Source organism: Micromonospora phaseoli, from assembly GCF_900109115.1.
Lineage (GTDB): Bacteria > Actinomycetota > Actinomycetes > Mycobacteriales > Micromonosporaceae > Micromonospora > Micromonospora phaseoli.
This window is the reverse complement of sequence record NZ_FNYV01000007.1, coordinates 330297-346528: the sequence shown is the minus strand read 5'-3', so window position 1 is coordinate 346528 and position 16232 is coordinate 330297. Positions and strand designations below refer to the sequence as shown.

Here is a 16232-nt window from a genome sequence, read left to right as displayed (position 1 = left end):
AGGACCGGCCGCAAGGGGAGTCGGAGAGGTTCACTGCTGGCCGCTCGGCTCCACGGCCGGCATCGTGCGGGCCCCGGTGGTCGCCGGTGCTGCGGGCTCTGCCGCTCGGGCCGTGGCCCGGGCCGACAGGATGGCCTGCCGGCGACGCCGCTCCTGCGCGCCCCGATAGAGGCTGCGACCCCACAACAGTAGGCCGCCACCGTCGAGGAGCACGCCGATGATCGCAATGGTGGCGAAGTCCCAGGAACCCATCAGGGAGTCCTGGCCGGAGGCGAAGAGGATGAACTGGTACAGGAAACCCCACAGCAGCGGGATACCGACGAAGACCAGCATCATGAGCGCTATCAGGCGCCCGCTGAGCCACGCGAGGGAATACCACCGGACGATCCGCATCTCCCGCCTCGGCACCCCCGACTGATCCACCCGGGATCCGCGCCGCAGCACCCACGCGAGCACGTTACGCAGGAAGTTCTCGGTGTCGGACATCAGGTTCCGGCAGCCGAGGGCAGTGGCGACAATGTAATAGCCGTCGGTCCGCATGAACAGGAACGACTGCCAGATGATCCGGACCAGGTACGTGAACAACAGCGCCGTCAGCAGCAGCGCGACCCACTCCGGCAGGTTCAGGAAACTGTGCCGGTTTGCCCACAGGGCGAGCACGAAGGACGAGGCGAGTACCCCGTCGATGAGCGTGCCGGCGATGAACGCCACGAAGCGTTGGCGCCGCGGCGCCAACCAGATGCCGCTCATGTCGGTCTGGACCACCAACACGTACAACTGGTTGCCGATGACCAGCCTCGACGGCACGCCGGCCGCACGTGCCGCGACCATGTGCGCGGCTTCGTGGATCGCGACCCCGACCAGCGTCAGGATGAACGTCGCCCAGGTCAGGGCGGCGAAGTGGATGGGGAACAGCAGCGTCTCGCCGGGCGTCGGCAGCACGTTCGGATCGTCCGTGGCGAGGTACACGCCGGTCGCGATGACCAGGACGCAGGCGATCAACACCGGGAGGCTGACCAGGCGGCGGGCGACAGTCGGGCTGAGCCAGTTCAGGCTGTAACTACGCCGAGGTCGGCGAGCCGGATCGGCGGCGGCGACCGGGCCGGCGACGGCCGCCGCGATCTTCTCGTCGATCTCGATGAAGCCCTCGTCGCCGAGGGCGTCCAGGAAATCGGTGATGTCGGGCGTCTCGGCGTACTTCTCTTCGTACAGGCGGACCGCCTCGCCCACCGATCTGCCGGCGGCCAGCGACTGGAGGAGGTCCAGCCCTTCGGCGGGGATCGACAGGAACACCTGCCGTTCGAGGTCGCCGATGATGACGGTGTCGCCCTCCGGCCGATGGTCGAAGGGGCGCACTCTGACAAGCGTGTCTGACGGGTAGCCGGCCATGGATGGTCGTCCTTTTCGCTCATTCCGCAGGCGGGGTCGATGAAGGCCGGCACCCGGCGTTGCCGTCCGGGTGCCGGCCTTCAGGTTGGTGGCGTCACCGTCAGGAGACGACACACGCAGCAGCGACAGCGCTGGTCTTCACCGACTCCAGCCGGCGCACCGTGAGCTTCTTCATGAACATCACCTCCTCGCGACATCTGGCAGGACAACGATGTCTGCCGCGCGAGTAATCGTCTGCTCACTTATGTGCATACGCCGATCGGTGGGGCGCTCACCGGTGTTCGTCGCCGGGCGCGATGGCAGCCCACAACCGCGGCTGACCTCGGTCAGCGCGCAGCATGGCAAGGACCGGTACGGCGAGACGCCGCCCGGCACGGAATGACGAGGGCCCGGCCGTCGGTGACCCGACGGCAGGGCCGGAGGGTCAGCGTTCCAGGATCGCGGTCACGCCCTGGCCGCCGGCCGCGCAGATCGAGATGAGTCCGCGCCCACTGCCCTTGGACGCGAGCAGCTTGGCCAGGGTGGCCACGATCCGGCCGCCGGTGGCGGCGAACGGGTGCCCGGCCGCCAGCGACGAGCCGTTCACGTTGAGCTTGTCGGTGTCGATGGTGCCGAGTGGGGCGTCCAGGCCCAGCCGGTCGACGCAGAACTCCTTCGAGTCCCAGGCGTTCAGGGTGGCCAGCACCTGCGAGGCGAAGGCCTCGTGGATCTCGTAGTAGTCGAAGTCCTGGAGGGTGAGCCCGGCCCGGGCGAGCAGCCGGGGCACCGCGTACGCGGGCGCCATCAACAGGCCCTCGTCGCCGTGCACGAAGTCCACCGCGGCCGTCTCCGACCAGGAGAACCAGGCCAGCACCGGCAGGTTGTGCTCGCGCGCCCACTCCTCGCTGGCCAACAGCACGGTGGAGGCACCGTCGGTCAGCGGCGAGGAGTTGCCGGCGGTCATGGTGGCCCGCTCGGCGTCCGGCCCCTTGGCACCGAAGACCGGCTTGAGCGCGCCGAGCTTCTCCAGCGTGGTGTCGGGGCGGAGGTTCGCGTCGCGGGTCAGCCCCAGGAAGGGGGTCATCAGGTCGTCGAAGAATCCCCTGTCGTACGCGGCGGCGAGCCGCTGGTGCGAGCGCAGCGCCAGCTCGTCCTGGGCCTGCCGGTCGATGTTCCAGCGCAGCGCCGTCTGCGCGGCGTGCTCACCCATGGACAGCCCGGTGCGGGGTTCGGCGTTGCGTGGGATCTCCGGCCTGAAGGGCTGAGCCGGGCGCAGCTTGGCGGCGATCCGCAGCCGCTCCCCGAGGGTCCGGGCGGAGTTGAGCTTGAGCAGCGTGCGGCGCATCTCCTCGTTGACCGCGAGCGGGGCGTCGGAGGTGGTGTCGACGCCGCCGGCGATCCCGACGTCGAGCTGGCCGAGGGCGATCTTGTTGGCGACCAGGATCGCCGCTTCCAGGCCGGTGCCGCAGGCCTGCTGGATGTCGTACGCGGGGGTGCGCGGGTCGAGCTTCGAGCCGAGTACCACCTCGCGGGTGAGGTTGAAGTCCTTCGAGTGCTTGAGCACCGCGCCGGCGACCACCTCGCCGACCTGCTGGCCGGCCAGCCCGAACCGGGCGATCAGCCCGTCCAGGGCGGCACCGAGCATGTCGGAGTTGGTGGCGCTGGCGTAGCGCGAGTTGGAACGGGCGAAGGGGATCCGGTTGCCGCCGATGACCGCGACCCGTCGAACGTTCTGCACGATCCGCCTCCTCGAAAGTGTTGCCCACACCTTACTCACCAGTAGGCTACGCCTATGAGCGACAGGTATGCGAGCTTCGTCCAGTCGGGCGCCGGGCGGGCGCTGGTCAAGCGCCTCGGGCTGCCCGATCCGCCTCGACTGCGCCGGCACGCACCCGGCGAGCCGATCCTGCCCGGGCTGGCCCTGCTCGGCGCCGCCGCCGGGGGACGGCTCGCCGATCCGGTCGGCAAGATGCTGGCCGCCGCCGGGCTCGCCCTGCGCGATCCGGCCACCGCCGTGCCGGACCCGACCACCGGCCGTACGCCGGAGAGCGCCGCCCTCGTCTTCGACGCTACCGGCATCACCGACTCGTCCGGACTGCGGCAGCTCTACGACTTCTTCCACCCGCAGGCCCGAGCCGTGCAGTCCAGCGGGCGGGTGATCGTGCTGGGCACCCCGCCGGCCGAGTGCGCGACGCCACGCGAGGCGACCGCCCAGCGTGCCCTGGAGGGGCTGACCCGCAGCATCGGCAAGGAGTTGGGCCGAGGCGTCACCGCGCAGCTGGTCTACGTCACCCGCGAGGCCGACACGGGCACCTGGACCAGCCTGGAGGCGACCCTACGCTTCCTGCTCTCCGGACGGTCCGCATACGTCTCGGGCCAGGTGATCCGGGTCGGCGCCGGCCAGGCGACCGCCCCGGTCGACTGGGACCGCCCGCTCGACGGGCAGGTCGTGCTGGTCACCGGCGCCGCCCGGGGCATCGGTGCGGCACTGGCCCGGGTACTGGCCCGCGACGGCGCGACCGTGGTGGCGCTGGACGTCCCGGCGGCCGGGGACGAGTTGGCAGGCGTGGCCAACGAGATCGGCGGCAGCGCCGTGCAGCTCGACCTGACCGCCGCCGACGCGCCGGCCCGGCTCGCCGAGTACCTGGCGAACCGGCACGGCCGGGTCGACGCGGTGGTGCACAACGCCGGTATCACCCGGGACAAGACCCTGGGCCGGATGGACGCCGACCGGTGGGACCAGGTCATCGACGTCAACCTGTCCAGCCAGGAGCGGATCAACGACCTGCTGTTGGAGCGGGGGCTGATCCCGGCCGGCGGTCGGATCATCGGCGTCTCCTCGATCGCCGGGATCGCCGGCAACCGGGGCCAGACGAACTACGCCACCAGCAAGGCGGGGGTGATCGGGCTGGTCGACTCGCTCGCGCCGGTGCTGCGCGAGCGGCAGATCAGCGTCAACGCCGTCGCTCCCGGGTTCATCGAGACCCGGCTGACCGCCCGGATCCCGTTGATGCTGCGTGAGGCGGGCCGCCGGATGAACAGCCTGTCCCAGGGCGGGCTGCCGGTGGACGTCGCGGAGACCATCGGCTGGCTGGCCTGGCCGGCGTCGGGTGCGGTCAGCGGCAACGTGGTCCGGGTCTGCGGCCAGAGCCTGCTGGGGGCGTGATGGCCAGGCGCAGCCGCAGGGACGAACCGGCCGACGACCTGTCGGTCGGTGAGCTGATCGACGGGCCGACCCAGGCCCTGACGCCGTTGACCCGGCCCGCCGCGCTCGCCGCGCCGTCCGACGCGGACCCGGAGGCGACCCGCGACCTGTCCGGCCCCGGCGCCGCCGTGACCGGCGAGCAGCTACCGCAGGCGTCAACAAGGGGTCCTTCCTTGTCGAAGGCGGCGGCCGACGACCCGGACCGGAAGGCGACCGGCCAGCCCACGTCCGCCCCGACGGCGCGGGCCCGGGTGGAGCTGTCCCGGATGCCGGCGGCCGGGCCGCTGTACCGGCGGGCGCTGCTGAACGCGCTGCCGGGGCTGGGCGGACGGCGCGGCGACGGGGTGCCGGCGGTCGAGTTGACCGTCGGCGGCGTCGCGGTGGACCCGGAGCGGCTGGCCGACTACGACCGGGTGTGCGGATTCCGGCTCGCCGACCGACTGCCCGCGACCTTTCCGCACGTCATGGGCTTTCCGCTGGCGCTGCGCCTGATCACCGCGCCGGAGTTCCCGATCCCGCTCACCGGGGTGGTGCACGTCGGCAACCGGATCTCCGTGCACCGGCCGGTCACCGTCGCCGACCGGCTGGACTTCACCACCTGGGCGGAGAACCTGCGTCCCCATGACCGGGGGCGGCAGGTGGACGTGGTGCTCGTCGGGTCGGTGGACGGGGAGGAGGTGTGGCGCGGCGTCTCGACGTACCTCGGCCGGCAGGGCACCCCCGGCGACGGCGAGCGGCGCGACCGGGGTGAGCGGCCCGCGCCGCCGGCCGCCACCGCCCGTTGGCGGGTGGAGCCCCGGGTGGGTACGGACTATGCCCGGGTCTCCGGCGACCACAACCCGATCCACACCTCGAAGCTCGGGGCACGGCTGCTCGGCTTCCCCGGGCCGATCGCGCACGGGATGTGGAGCAAGGCGCGTTGTCTCGCCGCACTGGAGAGCCGGCTGCCCGAGGCGTACACCGTGGATGTGGCATTCAAGCTGCCGGTCCCACTGCCTGGCACGGTGGCCTTCAACGCCACGACGTCGGGGTCCGGCTGGGACTTCAGCCTGCACGACCAGCGCGGCCGTCCACATCTGGCGGGCACGATTCGCTGAGCGGGGGCCGGGACTTGCCCGGCCCCCCTTTTTCCGCTAGGTTCTTCTCAGAAAGAGATGTTCTCTAAGTGAGAGTGATCAAGCGTGAACGAGCAGGACTTTCTCGCCACCTACGACCCGCGGGCCTACCCCGCCGTGGCGGTCACCGCCGACGTCGTCGCCCTGACCATCCGCGACGGAGCACTGCACCTGCTGCTGATCCGCCGTGGCGAGCAGCCGTACGCGGGCCACTGGGCGCTGCCCGGTGGCTTCGTCCGGCCCGACGAGGAGCTGGCCGCCGCCGCCCGCCGGGAACTGGCCGAGGAGACCGGCCTCGACGGCGAGCCGCTGCGTCGAGTCCACGTCGAGCAGCTGGCCTCCTACGGCGCGCCCGACCGTGACCCGCGGATGCGGATCGTCTCCGTCGCCCACCTCGCCTTCGCCCCCGACCTGCCGGACGCGGCGGCCGGCACCGACGCCGACGAGGCCGCCTGGGTGCCGGTCGCCGAGCTGGCCAACCGGCAACTCGCCTTCGACCACGCCCGCATCGTCGCCGACGGGCTGGATCGGGCCCGATCCAAGCTGGAGTACACCCCGCTGGCCACCCGCTTCCTGGCACCCGAGTTCACCATCGGCGAGCTGCGGGGCGTCTACGAGACGGTCTGGGGACACCAGCTGCACGCCGGCAACTTCCACCGCAAGGTGCTCTCCGTGCCGGGCTTCGTGGAGAGCACCGGTGCCAGCACCGAACACGGCGGCTCCCGGGGCGGCCCGCGCGCCCGGCTCTACCGGGCCGGCGACGCCCGGCTGCTGCACCCGGCGCTGCTGCGGCCGGCCCGGGAGGAGACGGTCCGATGACGACCGAAGAAGCGATCCGCCTGGTCACCGCCGCGCGCGACGACGACGAGATGTTCGGCGACGACACGCCGGAACGCCGCTACCGGGAGCTGGTCAGCGCCCTACACCCCGACCGGCTCGACTGGGCCGGGCCGGGCGTCCATACCGCGGCCACCGAGGCGTTCGTCCAGGTGACCACCCGTTGGCGAGCACGCAAGGGGACCGTCATGCACGGCTACCGGTGCGGCCGGCCGGCATACTCCGGTGATCTGGCCGACCTGTACGAGGTCGGCGCGGATCGGCTGCTCAAGCTGCCCCGGAACCCGGCCGACAACGACCTGATCTCCCGCGAGCAGTGGGCCCTGCGCACCCTCGCCGAACGGGGTGACCCGCGTTGGCTGCCGTACGTGCCCCGGCTGGTCGACAACTTCGCGCACCGGGACGCCGCCACCGGAGCCGAACGCCAGGTCACCGTGCTCGCCACCGCACCCGGCCTACGCAACCTGGTCGAGGTGCGACGCGGGTACCCGGACGGGCTGGACGCCCGCGACGTGGCCTGGATGTGGCGGCGGCTGCTGGTCGCGCTCGGCCTGGCCCACCGGGCCGGCGTGGTGCACGGCGCGGTGCTGCCGCCGCACGTGCTGATCGAGCCGGACGCGCACGGCGTGGTGCTGGTCGACTGGTGCTTCTCGACCGCACCGGGCGGCGTCGTGCCGGCCATGGTGCCCGACCACCAGGACTGGTACCCGGCCGAGGTCTTCGGTCGCCGCCCCTGCGGGCCGGGCACCGACATCGCCATGGCCGCCAGGTGCATGACCTGGCTGATGGGCCGGCACGCGCCACACGAACTGCTCAGCTTCGCCCAGGGCTGCCGGCAGCGGTTGCTGAGCATGCGACCCGACGACGCCTGGCGGGTGCTGCGCGAACTCGACGAGGTACTGCACCGGCTCTACGGCCCGCGGACCTTCCGACCCTTCACCCTCAACCCCTAAGGAGGCTGCCATGGGCAGCGGAATGTGGTCCACCGACGTGTACGACGCCGCCGACCGGTACCGCCGGGCGACCGGCACCAGCGCTTTCTCGTACAGCGACAGCGGAGCCCGGGTGGTGCACCCGGCGCTGGACCCGCGCGGTGCCGCCCGGGAGAGCCGCGACTCGGACGAGCACCCGCAGTCGACCCCGGTCGCCGTGCTGTTCGACGTGACCGGCTCGATGGGACACGTGCCCCGCACCCTCCAGGCCAAGCTGCCGCAACTACTGGGCCTGCTGTTGCGGCAGGGGTACGCCCGCGACCCGCAGATCATGTTCGGCGCGATCGGCGACGCCACCTGCGACCGGGTGCCGCTGCAGGTGGGCCAGTTCGAGTCCGACAACCGGATGGACGACGACCTCGGCCGGATCGTGCTGGAGGGCGGCGGTGGCGGCCAGATGCGGGAGTCCTACGAGCTGGCGATGTACTTCATGGCCCGGCACACGGTCACCGACCACTGGGAGAAGCGGGGCCGGCGCGGCTACCTCTTCATCATCGGCGACGAGCTGGCGTACCCGAAGGTGAAGGCCGCCGAGGTGGCCCGGCTGATCGGCGACGGCCCCCGCGAGGACCTGCCGCTGCGGCAGATCCTCGACGAGGTCACCCGACGCTGGGACACGTACTACCTGCTCCCCGCCGGCAGCCACTACTCGGGCAACCGCAAGGTGCTCGACTTCTGGCGCGACCTGCTCGGCCAGAACACCCTGGAACTTGACGACCTCGACGCGGTCTGCGAGACCATCGCCCTCACCGTCGGCCTCGGCGAGGAGGCCATCGACCTCGACACGGGCCTACGGGACCTGGAACGGGCCGGCTCGCCGGCAACCAGGACGGTGTCCAAGGCGTTGGCCCGTCGCGGCGGTGCCCGCCGGGCCGAGGTGACGGAGCTGCCCGCCACCCGCACCACCGGCGGTGGGGTCGTGCGGCTGTGACTCTTGGGGCGACGGCCTCGCCGCACGCGATCGTGGTCGACCTCGGGTACGGCGACGCCGGCAAGGGCACCGTCGTGGACTGGCTCTGCGCGACCCGGCCGGTGCGGACCGTGGTGCGGTTCAACGGGGGCGCGCAGGCGGCACACAACGTCGTCCTGCGCGACGGCCGGCACCACACGTTCGCGCAGTTCGGGGCGGGCACCTTCCATCCGGGCGTACGGACCCACCTGTCCCGGCACATGGTGGTGGACCCGCTGGCGCTGGCCGCCGAGGCAGACCATCTCGCCGCCGTCGGGGTGCCCGACGCGCTCGACCGACTGACCGTGGACGGGGAGGCGCTGCTGGCCACCCCGTACCACCGGGCCGCCAACCGGGCCCGGGAGCTGGCCCGCGGAGCCGACCGGCACGGCTCCTGCGGGCTGGGGGTGGGCGAGGCCGTCGCGTACGGCCTCGCCCATGCCGCCGACGCACCCCGAGTCGCCGACTGCCGCAACCCGGGACAGCTGCGCCGGCGGCTGGCCCTGCTACGAGACCGGCTCAGCGCGGAGCTGGGCCCGCTGGAGGCTCCGCCGGTCGCCGACTGCCTGCGCGCGTACCGGGCTTTCGCCGAGCGGGTGGCGATCGTCGACCGGGACTGGCTGACCGGAGCGCTGCGGGCCGGCCCGTGCGTGTTCGAGGGTGCGCAGGGGGTGCTGCTGGACGAGTGGCACGGCTTCCACCCGTACACGACGTGGAGCACCACCACCTTCGACAACGCCGAAGCGCTGCTGGCCGAGGCCGGCGCGGCCGGCTCCGCGACCCGGATCGGAGTGCTGCGGACCGTGACCACCCGGCACGGGCCGGGTCCGTTGGTCACCGAGGACCGGGCGCTGCCGCTGACCGACCCGCACAACTCGACGAACCCCTGGCAGGGCCACTTCCGGTTCGGCCACTTCGACGCCGCCGCCCACGCGTACGCCCTGGCGGCCGCCGGTGGGGTCGACGGCCTGGCGCTGACCCACCTCGACCTCACCGAACGGGGCCTGGACCTGCGGATCTGCCGCCGCTACGACGGCCTGGACCGGCTGCTGCCCGGCCCACCCGGCGACCTGGACCGGCAGACGGCGCTCACCGCCCGCCTGCAACAGGCCCGCCCGGTGTACGACCCCCCGCCGGCCGACTGGCCCACGGCGGTGGAACAGGCGCTGGACGCACCCGTCGTGCTCACCTCCCACGGCCCCACCGCTGATCACAAGACCCCGCGCGGCGCACTGCTGGTGAAAGGAAGGGCCCCTTATTAACGCCTGGTGTAGAGGAAGGGCCCCCTCTTAACAGCCGGTGCCCCGAGCATGGAGTCATGGAGGCTGCCCTGGACCTGATCCGGCACACCCTCACCTCGCCGTGGGTCTATCTGCTGCTGATCGGGCTCACCGCGGTCGACGCGATCTTCCCGCTGGTGCCGGCCGAGGCGGCGGTCATCACGGTCACCGTGCTGGCCACCGGGGGCGAGCCGAACGTGGTGCTGGTGGTGCTGGCTGCCATGCTCGGTGCCACCATCGGCGACCACGTCTCGTACGCGATCGGGCGCGGCGGCGGGTCAGGGCGGCTGGACCGATCCCCGGAGGACAGCCGACGGCGGGCCGGGTCGCAGTGGGCGCGGCGGGCGGTGGACCAGCGGGGCGGCATGATCCTCACCGCCGCCCGCTACATCCCCGGCGGGCGGACGGCGGTAACCCTGACCATGGGCGCGGTCCGCTATCCGCTGCGGTCGTTCCTGCTCTACGACCTGATCGGCACCACCTCGTGGGCGCTGTACTGCGTGCTGCTGGGTACCGTCGGCGGGTTGGCCTTCCAACGCGACCCGTTGCGCGGCATCCTGGCCGGGGTCGGTCTGTCGATCGCGGTGACCGCGCTGCTCGAACTGGGACGCCGGCTGCGACACCGCGCGCACCGCCGCTCCGTCCGGCGCGACTGAACCACGGGCGTCGCAGGGTCCGGCTCGGGCGTTAAGAGGGGACCCCTGCTCTACCTCAGGCGTTAACAAGGGGCCCTTCCTTACACCGTAGGCGGATGCCAGGTGGCACCGCTCAACAGTTGGCCCGCGCCGAGCCAGGCGGCGTTCATCATCCGGGTGGCGGTCTTCTCCGGGTCGGCCTCGGGCCGGTCGGCCAGCCAGTCGGCGAGCGACTCGGTCGCGCCGACCAGGGCGTACGCGACGACTTCCAGCTCGGTCTCGGCGGCCTCACGCCCCTCGGCGCGCAGCGCGTGGTCGAGCATTCCGGAGACCACCTCGACCAGCCGCGCCCGCATGACGGACAGCTCGCGGGCGAACCGCTGCTCGCCGCGGGCCTGCCGGTAGAGCACCGCCCAGCCATCGCGGTGTGCGCCGACGAAGCCGAAGAATGCCCGCAGCCCGCGCCAGAGTCGCTCGTCGGCCGGCAGGTCGGGGGCGGCGGCCCCGGCGATGGCCTCCATCATCCGGGTGCCCTCGCGGTGCAGGCAGGCGACGAAGAGGTCTTCCTTGTGCCCCAGGTACGCGTACACCATGGGTTTGGAGATGCCGGCTACCTCGGCGATCTCGTCCATGCTGGCACCGTGGTAGCCGCGCCGGGAGAAGACCTGCACGGCGGAGTCGAGCATCTGCTGCTCGCGTACGGCGCGGGGGAGGCGCTTGAAGGCAGGACCGGTGGACACCTTGCGAGCATACCTACCCATGCGTAAGGTTACGCCTGAGTAACCACTGTCCGAAAGGCTTCCCCATGACTGACTTCGACCCGGCCAACTTCGCCAACGTCGGCCCGAAGGAGTTCGCCCAGCTCGTCAAGAACACCCCGGAGAGCAAGCTCGCCGAGGTGATGTCGGGCGACCTGCGCGGCAAGATCCTCGGCGAGGTCTTCGGGCGGATGCCGCAGTTGTTCCGCGCCGACCGGGCCGGGACGACCAACGCGGTCATCCACTGGAACATCACCGGCGCCCCGGACGGCGGCACCGACACCTACGAGGTGGTCATCGCCGACGGCGCCTGCACGGTCAACGAGACCCCGCAGCACGACCCCCGGCTGAGCCTGACCCTGGGACCGGTCGAGTTCCTGAAGATCGTCTCCGGTGGCGCCAACCCGGTGATGATGTTCATGACCGGCAAGCTCAAGGCCAAGGGTGACCTGGGCCTGGCCGCCAACATCGCGAACCTCTTCGACATCCCCAAGGCCTGACGTGGTCGAGTTCTCGCTCGACCTGAACGAGGAACAGCGGGATCTACGCGACTGGGTGCACGGCTTCGCCAGCGAGGTCGTGCGCCCGGCTGCGGCCGAATGGGACGCCCGCGAGGAAACGCCCTGGCCGGTCATCCAGGAGGCGGCGAAGGTCGGCCTGTACGGCTTCGAGTTCCTCGCCACCTGCTGGGCCGACCCCACCGGCCTGTCGCTGCCGATCGCCAGCGAGGAGTTGTTCTGGGGTGACGCGGGCATCGGCCTGAGCATCTTCGGCACCTCCCTCGCGGTCGCCGCCATCTACGGCGCCGGCACCCCGGACCAGCTCGTCGAGTGGGTCCCGCAGTGCTTCGGCGACGTCGACTCGCCGACCGTCGCCGCGTTCTGCACCTCCGAACCGGAGGCCGGTTCGGACGTCGCCGCCATGCGTACCCGCGCCCGCTACGACGAGGCCACCGACGAGTGGGTGCTGCGTGGACAGAAGGCGTACGCCACCAACGGTGGGATCGCCGGGGTGCACGTGGTGACCGCCTCGGTCGAGCCCGAGCTGGGTTCGCGCGGGCAGGCCGCGTTCGTCGTACCGCCGGGCACGGCCGGGCTCGACGCCACCCGCAAGCTGCGCAAGCTGGGCCTGCGTGCCTCGCACACGGCCGACGTCTTCCTGGACGACGTCCGGGTGCCGGGGCGGTGCCTGCTCGGCGGCAAGGAGGCGTTGGACGAGCGCCTGGCCCGCGCCCGGTCCGGGCAGCGCGCCACCGGCCAGGCGGCGATGCGTACGTTCGAGTTGTCCCGGCCCACCGTCGGCGCGCAGGCGCTCGGCGTGGCCCGAGCCGCCTACGAGTACGCCCTGGACTATGCGAAGGAACGCGTCCAGTTCGGCCGGCCGATCATCACCAACCAGGCGGTCGCCTTCGCGCTGGCCGACATGAAGATGGAGATCGACGCGGCCCGGCTGCTGGTCTGGCGGGCCTCCTGGATGGGCCGCAACAACCGGCCGTTCACCGCCGGGGAGGGCTCGATGTCCAAGCTCAAGGCCGGCGAGGTGGCCGTCTCGGTCACCGACAAGGCCGTCCAACTGCTCGGCGGGGCCGGTTTCCTGCGCGACCACCCGGTCGAGCGCTGGTACCGGGACGCCAAGATCTACACCATCTTCGAGGGCACGTCGGAGATCCAGCGTCTGGTCATCTCCCGGGCGATCTCGGGGATGCAGATCCGCTGACCGCCAGGAGGCACGCGGGCATGGATTTGCCGTTCATCGTCGCCACGCTGACCCGACGGGGACTGCTCACCCCGGGCCGCCCGATCCGCGTCGCGTCCCAGCTCAACGCGTTGCGGAAGTGGGGCTGGAGCCTCGCCGGCGAACTGCGCCAGGCGGCGGCCCGGGATCCCGGCCGGGTCGCCGTCATCGACGACCAGGACACCGAGCTGACGTACCAGGAACTGCTGGACCGTTCGATGCGGCTGGCCCGCGCGATGCGCGCGGGCCTCGGCGTCCAGCCCGGTGACCGGGTTGCGGTGCTCTGCCGCAACCACCCCGGTCTGATAGAGACCATCGTCGCCGCCACCCTGCTCGGCGCGGACGCCGTGCTGGTCAACACCGGTCTCTCCCCGGCGCAGCTGGCCACGGTGGCGCAGGAGCAGCAGCTACGGGTACTGGTGCACGACGACGAGTTCACCGAACGTGCCCTCGGGCTGCCGGCCGATCTGCCCCGCGTCGACGAGCGGGCCCGGGAGGAGCTGATCGCCACCGCCCTGCCCGGCGAGCTGCACCCGCCCGAGCGGGACGGCCGGATCATCGTGCTCACCTCCGGCACCACCGGCGCACCCAAGGGTGCCCGCCGGCCCACCCCGAACGGCTTCGGCCCGCTGGTGTCCATCATCGACCGGATCCCGCTGCACGCCCGGGACCGGGTGCTGATCGCCGCGCCGGTCTTCCACACCTGGGGGTACGCGGCCCTGCAGGTCTGCTTCGCGCTGCGGACCACCATCGTGCTGCACCGGCGTTTCGACCCGGCCGCCACGCTGGACGCCCTGGTGCGGCACCGCTGCCAGGCGCTGTTCGCCGTGCCGGTGATGCTGCAACGGCTGATGGAGGTACCGGCACCGGATCCCCGGCCACCGCTGAAGGTGGTGGCGGTGAGCGGCTCCGCACTGCCCGGCGGTCTGCCGTCGGCCTTCATGGACACCTACGGCGACGTGCTCTACAACCTCTACGGCTCGACCGAGGCGTCCTGGGCCTCCATCGCCACCCCGGAAGATCTACGTCAGGCGCCCACCACCGCCGGGCGTCCGCCGCACGGCACCCGGCTGGCGATCGTCGACGACACCGGCGACCCGGTCACCGGTGGCCGGGTGGGACGGATCCTCGTCGGCAACGAGATGCTCTTCGAGGGCTACACCTCGGGTGCCGACCGGGAACGCCACGACGGCCTGCTGGACACCGGCGACCTGGGCCGGGTCAACGCCGACGGGCTGCTCTTCGTCGACGGCCGGGCCGACGACATGATCGTCTCCGGTGGGGAGAACGTCTTCCCCTCCGAGGTGGAGCACCTGCTCACCCAACTCCCCCAGGTACGCGAGGCCGCCGTCATCGGCGTACCCGATCCCGAGTTCGGCCAGCGGCTCGCCGCCTTCCTCGGCCTGCATCCCGACGAGACACTCGACGCCGACGCGGTCCGTGAGTACGTCCGCCACTACCTCGCCCGGTTCTCGGTGCCCCGCGATGTCGTCTTCGTCAGGTACCTGCCGCGCAACGCCACCGGCAAGGTGCTCACCCGCGAACTACGCCGCTACTACGGCTGACCCGGTGGGCACCGGACCTACGAAGCCGCAAATGGCGACGTGAAGGGCCTGCCCGTACCAGCAGTCACCAGGCGAAAGCGAGTCTGGTGGCCGGGATCGTCCCCTTAGGAGGGGAAAAGTTAGAATTATCGTGGGAATCTCATCTGGCCTCTCCCATTGGTGTTCTCCCACCGACATCTGTCTGAATAGATCTACCGATGATGTCGGCCACGCCTCGACAAGGCGGAAACGGGAGGACGACCACGATGGCTTCCGCGAGTCGCAGGGACGACGACAGCCAACGCGAGGACGCTCGGGAGCAACTGCACCCGGTTCATGCCACCTACGTCAGTGCCGGCATTGCGCTCCTGACCGTGGTGTTGCTGACCATCCTGGGTGGATGTGGTGAAACCGGCGGCACGGCTGTGGCCGGCATCGCAGCCGTGGGCACGATCATGACCGCCGCGTTCGGGGTGGCCGCTGTCTACGCCCGGAGAAACGGCAGGTGACGAAGGGCCGCCGGCGGCCCCTACCGGTCGGGATCCGGGCAGCGTCAGGGCGATCCCCGATCCGGTCCGTCAGCACCCCCGGCAGGCTCAGCCGATGCGAATCGACAGACGTGGTCTGATCGCCGGGATCACCCTCGGCATGCTCCTGGCCGGAACCCTGACGGCACCCGCCAACGCGACTCACCGAGGCTGCCCCGCCGGCACACTCGACCCCGCCGGCCTGGTCGCGGCCGTCGGCGAGGTCCCCGACCGTGAACTCACCACCACCAGCGTGCAGTTGAAGGTCACCACACCGGAGGGCTGCTGGCGCGGCGCCTTCGGCGTACGCGATCTGCGGTCGGCGACACCGGTGCCGGCGGACGCCCGCATCCGGATCGGCAGCGTGACCAAGGTCTTCACCGCCGTCGTGGTGTACCAGCTGGTGGCGGAGGGCCAGCTGGACCTCGACGAGCCGGTCCGGCCCCACCTACCGGACCTGATCCCGGCCGACTGGCCGACCATCACCGTGCGGCAGCTGCTCGCCCACACCAGCGGCCTGCCCAGCCCGGTCCTGCCCGATGGGCTCGACTGGCAACTCGCGCACCGCTACGACCGGTGGACCCCGGAGCAGATCGTCCGGACGGCACTGACGAACCCGCCGGAGTACGCTCCCGGGTCGGCGCAGCGCTACACCAACATGGGCTACATCGTCGCCGGCATCCTGATCGAGCGGGTGACCGGCACGTCGTACCCGGAGCAGATGCGGCAGCGGATCTTCCGGCCACTCGGGTTGCGCGACACGTACGCGCCCGGCACCGCCACCGGCATCCGTGGACCGCACGTCCGGGGCTACCAGCAGGTGGCCAGCGACGGTCGGACCGAATTGATCGACGCTACGCGCTGGAGCCAGACCTTCACCCCCGCCTCCGGTGACCTCGTCTCGACCCTGGCCGACCTGGATCGGTTCGCCGCCGCACTGTTCGACGGCCGCCTTCTCGCCCCCGCGCAGCAGCGTGAGCTGTTCACCCACCCGTGGGCCGGCGCGGGGTACAGCAACGGTGGGCTCTCCTCGGTACGGCTGCCCGACGGCCGTACGTTCTGGGGCAAGTCCGGCGCCCGGTACGGCTATCAGGCTCTTGTCGGAGCCCTCGACGACGGCAGCACCCGCCTCGCGTTCGCCGCCACCCCGACCGACGCGAAGGCCGACGGCCAGTCGGCGCTCGCCCAACGAGTCTTCGCTGCCGTCCTGGCGCTCGCCTGAGCCGGTGCCTGAGCGCGGAGCCGGGACGGCCGGCTCCGCGCTCAGCAACTGTTAATAGGGGGCCCC

15 protein-coding genes are annotated in these 16232 nt (G+C 71.7%); 12 read left to right on the top strand and 3 right to left on the bottom strand.

Going from position 1 to position 16232, the window contains the following annotated elements:
* Positions 1-30: 30 nt before the first annotated feature.
* Positions 31-1356, bottom strand: a complete 1326-nt coding sequence (locus tag BMY89_RS19780) for a hypothetical protein (protein ID WP_092381485.1) — start codon at positions 1354-1356, stop codon at positions 31-33.
* 457 nt (positions 1357-1813) lie between these two features.
* Positions 1814-3106: an acetyl-CoA C-acetyltransferase gene (locus BMY89_RS19775; protein ID WP_092381484.1), complete on the bottom strand. Its 1293-nt coding sequence runs from the start codon at positions 3104-3106 to the stop codon at positions 1814-1816.
* Positions 3107-3160: 54 nt separating this feature from the next.
* Between BMY89_RS19775 and BMY89_RS19770 the strand changes: the two genes are divergently transcribed.
* The 7 genes from BMY89_RS19770 (at position 3161) to BMY89_RS19740 (ending at position 10402) form a co-directional block, all read left to right on the top strand.
* Positions 3161-4534 (top strand): 3-oxoacyl-ACP reductase, encoded by a 1374-nt coding sequence (locus BMY89_RS19770; RefSeq protein WP_092381483.1) that lies wholly within the window; start codon positions 3161-3163, stop codon positions 4532-4534.
* A gap of 290 nt (positions 4535-4824) precedes the next feature.
* Complete coding sequence (locus BMY89_RS19765; protein WP_372433326.1) at positions 4825-5670, top strand: MaoC/PaaZ C-terminal domain-containing protein; 846 nt, start codon at positions 4825-4827, stop codon at positions 5668-5670.
* Positions 5671-5754: 84 nt separating this feature from the next.
* On the top strand, positions 5755-6507 hold the full coding sequence (locus BMY89_RS19760) for an NUDIX hydrolase (RefSeq protein ID WP_092381481.1): 753 nt from the start codon (positions 5755-5757) through the stop codon (positions 6505-6507).
* Positions 6504-7478, top strand: a complete 975-nt coding sequence (locus tag BMY89_RS19755) for an RIO2 family protein (protein WP_092381480.1) — start codon at positions 6504-6506, stop codon at positions 7476-7478. The genes BMY89_RS19760 and BMY89_RS19755 overlap by 4 nt, the downstream gene beginning before the upstream one ends.
* A gap of 10 nt (positions 7479-7488) precedes the next feature.
* Positions 7489-8448, top strand: coding sequence for a hypothetical protein (locus tag BMY89_RS19750; protein WP_092381479.1), 960 nt, complete (start codon positions 7489-7491; stop codon positions 8446-8448).
* Complete coding sequence (locus BMY89_RS19745) at positions 8445-9728, top strand: adenylosuccinate synthetase (RefSeq protein WP_111313839.1); 1284 nt, start codon at positions 8445-8447, stop codon at positions 9726-9728. The genes BMY89_RS19750 and BMY89_RS19745 overlap by 4 nt, the downstream gene beginning before the upstream one ends.
* A gap of 56 nt (positions 9729-9784) precedes the next feature.
* Entirely contained in the window at positions 9785-10402 is a 618-nt protein-coding gene (locus BMY89_RS19740) for a DedA family protein (protein WP_092381478.1), read from the top strand.
* A gap of 80 nt (positions 10403-10482) precedes the next feature.
* Here the strand turns inward: BMY89_RS19740 and BMY89_RS19735 are convergent, their stop codons facing one another.
* Complete coding sequence (locus BMY89_RS19735; protein ID WP_175510392.1) at positions 10483-11121, bottom strand: TetR/AcrR family transcriptional regulator; 639 nt, start codon at positions 11119-11121, stop codon at positions 10483-10485.
* A 65-nt stretch (positions 11122-11186) separates the two neighbouring features.
* Between BMY89_RS19735 and BMY89_RS19730 the strand changes: the two genes are divergently transcribed.
* The 5 genes from BMY89_RS19730 (at position 11187) to BMY89_RS19710 (ending at position 16166) form a co-directional block, all read left to right on the top strand.
* On the top strand, positions 11187-11639 hold the full coding sequence (locus tag BMY89_RS19730; protein ID WP_092381476.1) for an SCP2 sterol-binding domain-containing protein: 453 nt from the start codon (positions 11187-11189) through the stop codon (positions 11637-11639).
* A 1-nt stretch (position 11640) separates the two neighbouring features.
* Positions 11641-12855 carry an acyl-CoA dehydrogenase family protein gene (locus BMY89_RS19725; protein ID WP_092381475.1) on the top strand — a complete coding sequence of 405 codons (1215 nt, stop codon included), beginning with the start codon at positions 11641-11643 and terminating at the stop codon, positions 12853-12855.
* 20 nt (positions 12856-12875) lie between these two features.
* On the top strand, positions 12876-14438 hold the full coding sequence (locus BMY89_RS19720) for an AMP-binding protein (RefSeq protein ID WP_092381474.1): 1563 nt from the start codon (positions 12876-12878) through the stop codon (positions 14436-14438).
* Between the two features lie 245 nt (positions 14439-14683).
* Entirely contained in the window at positions 14684-14926 is a 243-nt protein-coding gene (locus tag BMY89_RS19715; protein WP_092381473.1) for a hypothetical protein, read from the top strand.
* A 94-nt stretch (positions 14927-15020) separates the two neighbouring features.
* On the top strand, positions 15021-16166 hold the full coding sequence (locus BMY89_RS19710; RefSeq protein ID WP_092381472.1) for a serine hydrolase domain-containing protein: 1146 nt from the start codon (positions 15021-15023) through the stop codon (positions 16164-16166).
* Positions 16167-16232 lie beyond the last annotated feature (66 nt).

What these genes read in the sequence shown, in the direction of transcription:
- BMY89_RS19770 (WP_092381483.1), top strand. Translation starts at nt 3,161, where the DNA reads ATGAGCGACAGGTATGCGAGCTTCGTCCAGTCGGGCGCCGGGCGGGCG.
- BMY89_RS19755 (WP_092381480.1), top strand. Translation starts at nt 6,504, where the DNA reads ATGACGACCGAAGAAGCGATCCGCCTGGTCACCGCCGCGCGCGACGAC.
- BMY89_RS19750 (WP_092381479.1), top strand. Translation starts at nt 7,489, where the DNA reads ATGGGCAGCGGAATGTGGTCCACCGACGTGTACGACGCCGCCGACCGG.
- BMY89_RS19740 (WP_092381478.1), top strand. Translation starts at nt 9,785, where the DNA reads ATGGAGGCTGCCCTGGACCTGATCCGGCACACCCTCACCTCGCCGTGG.
- BMY89_RS19730 (WP_092381476.1), top strand. Translation starts at nt 11,187, where the DNA reads ATGACTGACTTCGACCCGGCCAACTTCGCCAACGTCGGCCCGAAGGAG.
- BMY89_RS19720 (WP_092381474.1), top strand. Translation starts at nt 12,876, where the DNA reads ATGGATTTGCCGTTCATCGTCGCCACGCTGACCCGACGGGGACTGCTC.
- BMY89_RS19715 (WP_092381473.1), top strand. Translation starts at nt 14,684, where the DNA reads ATGGCTTCCGCGAGTCGCAGGGACGACGACAGCCAACGCGAGGACGCT.
- BMY89_RS19710 (WP_092381472.1), top strand. Translation starts at nt 15,021, where the DNA reads ATGCGAATCGACAGACGTGGTCTGATCGCCGGGATCACCCTCGGCATG.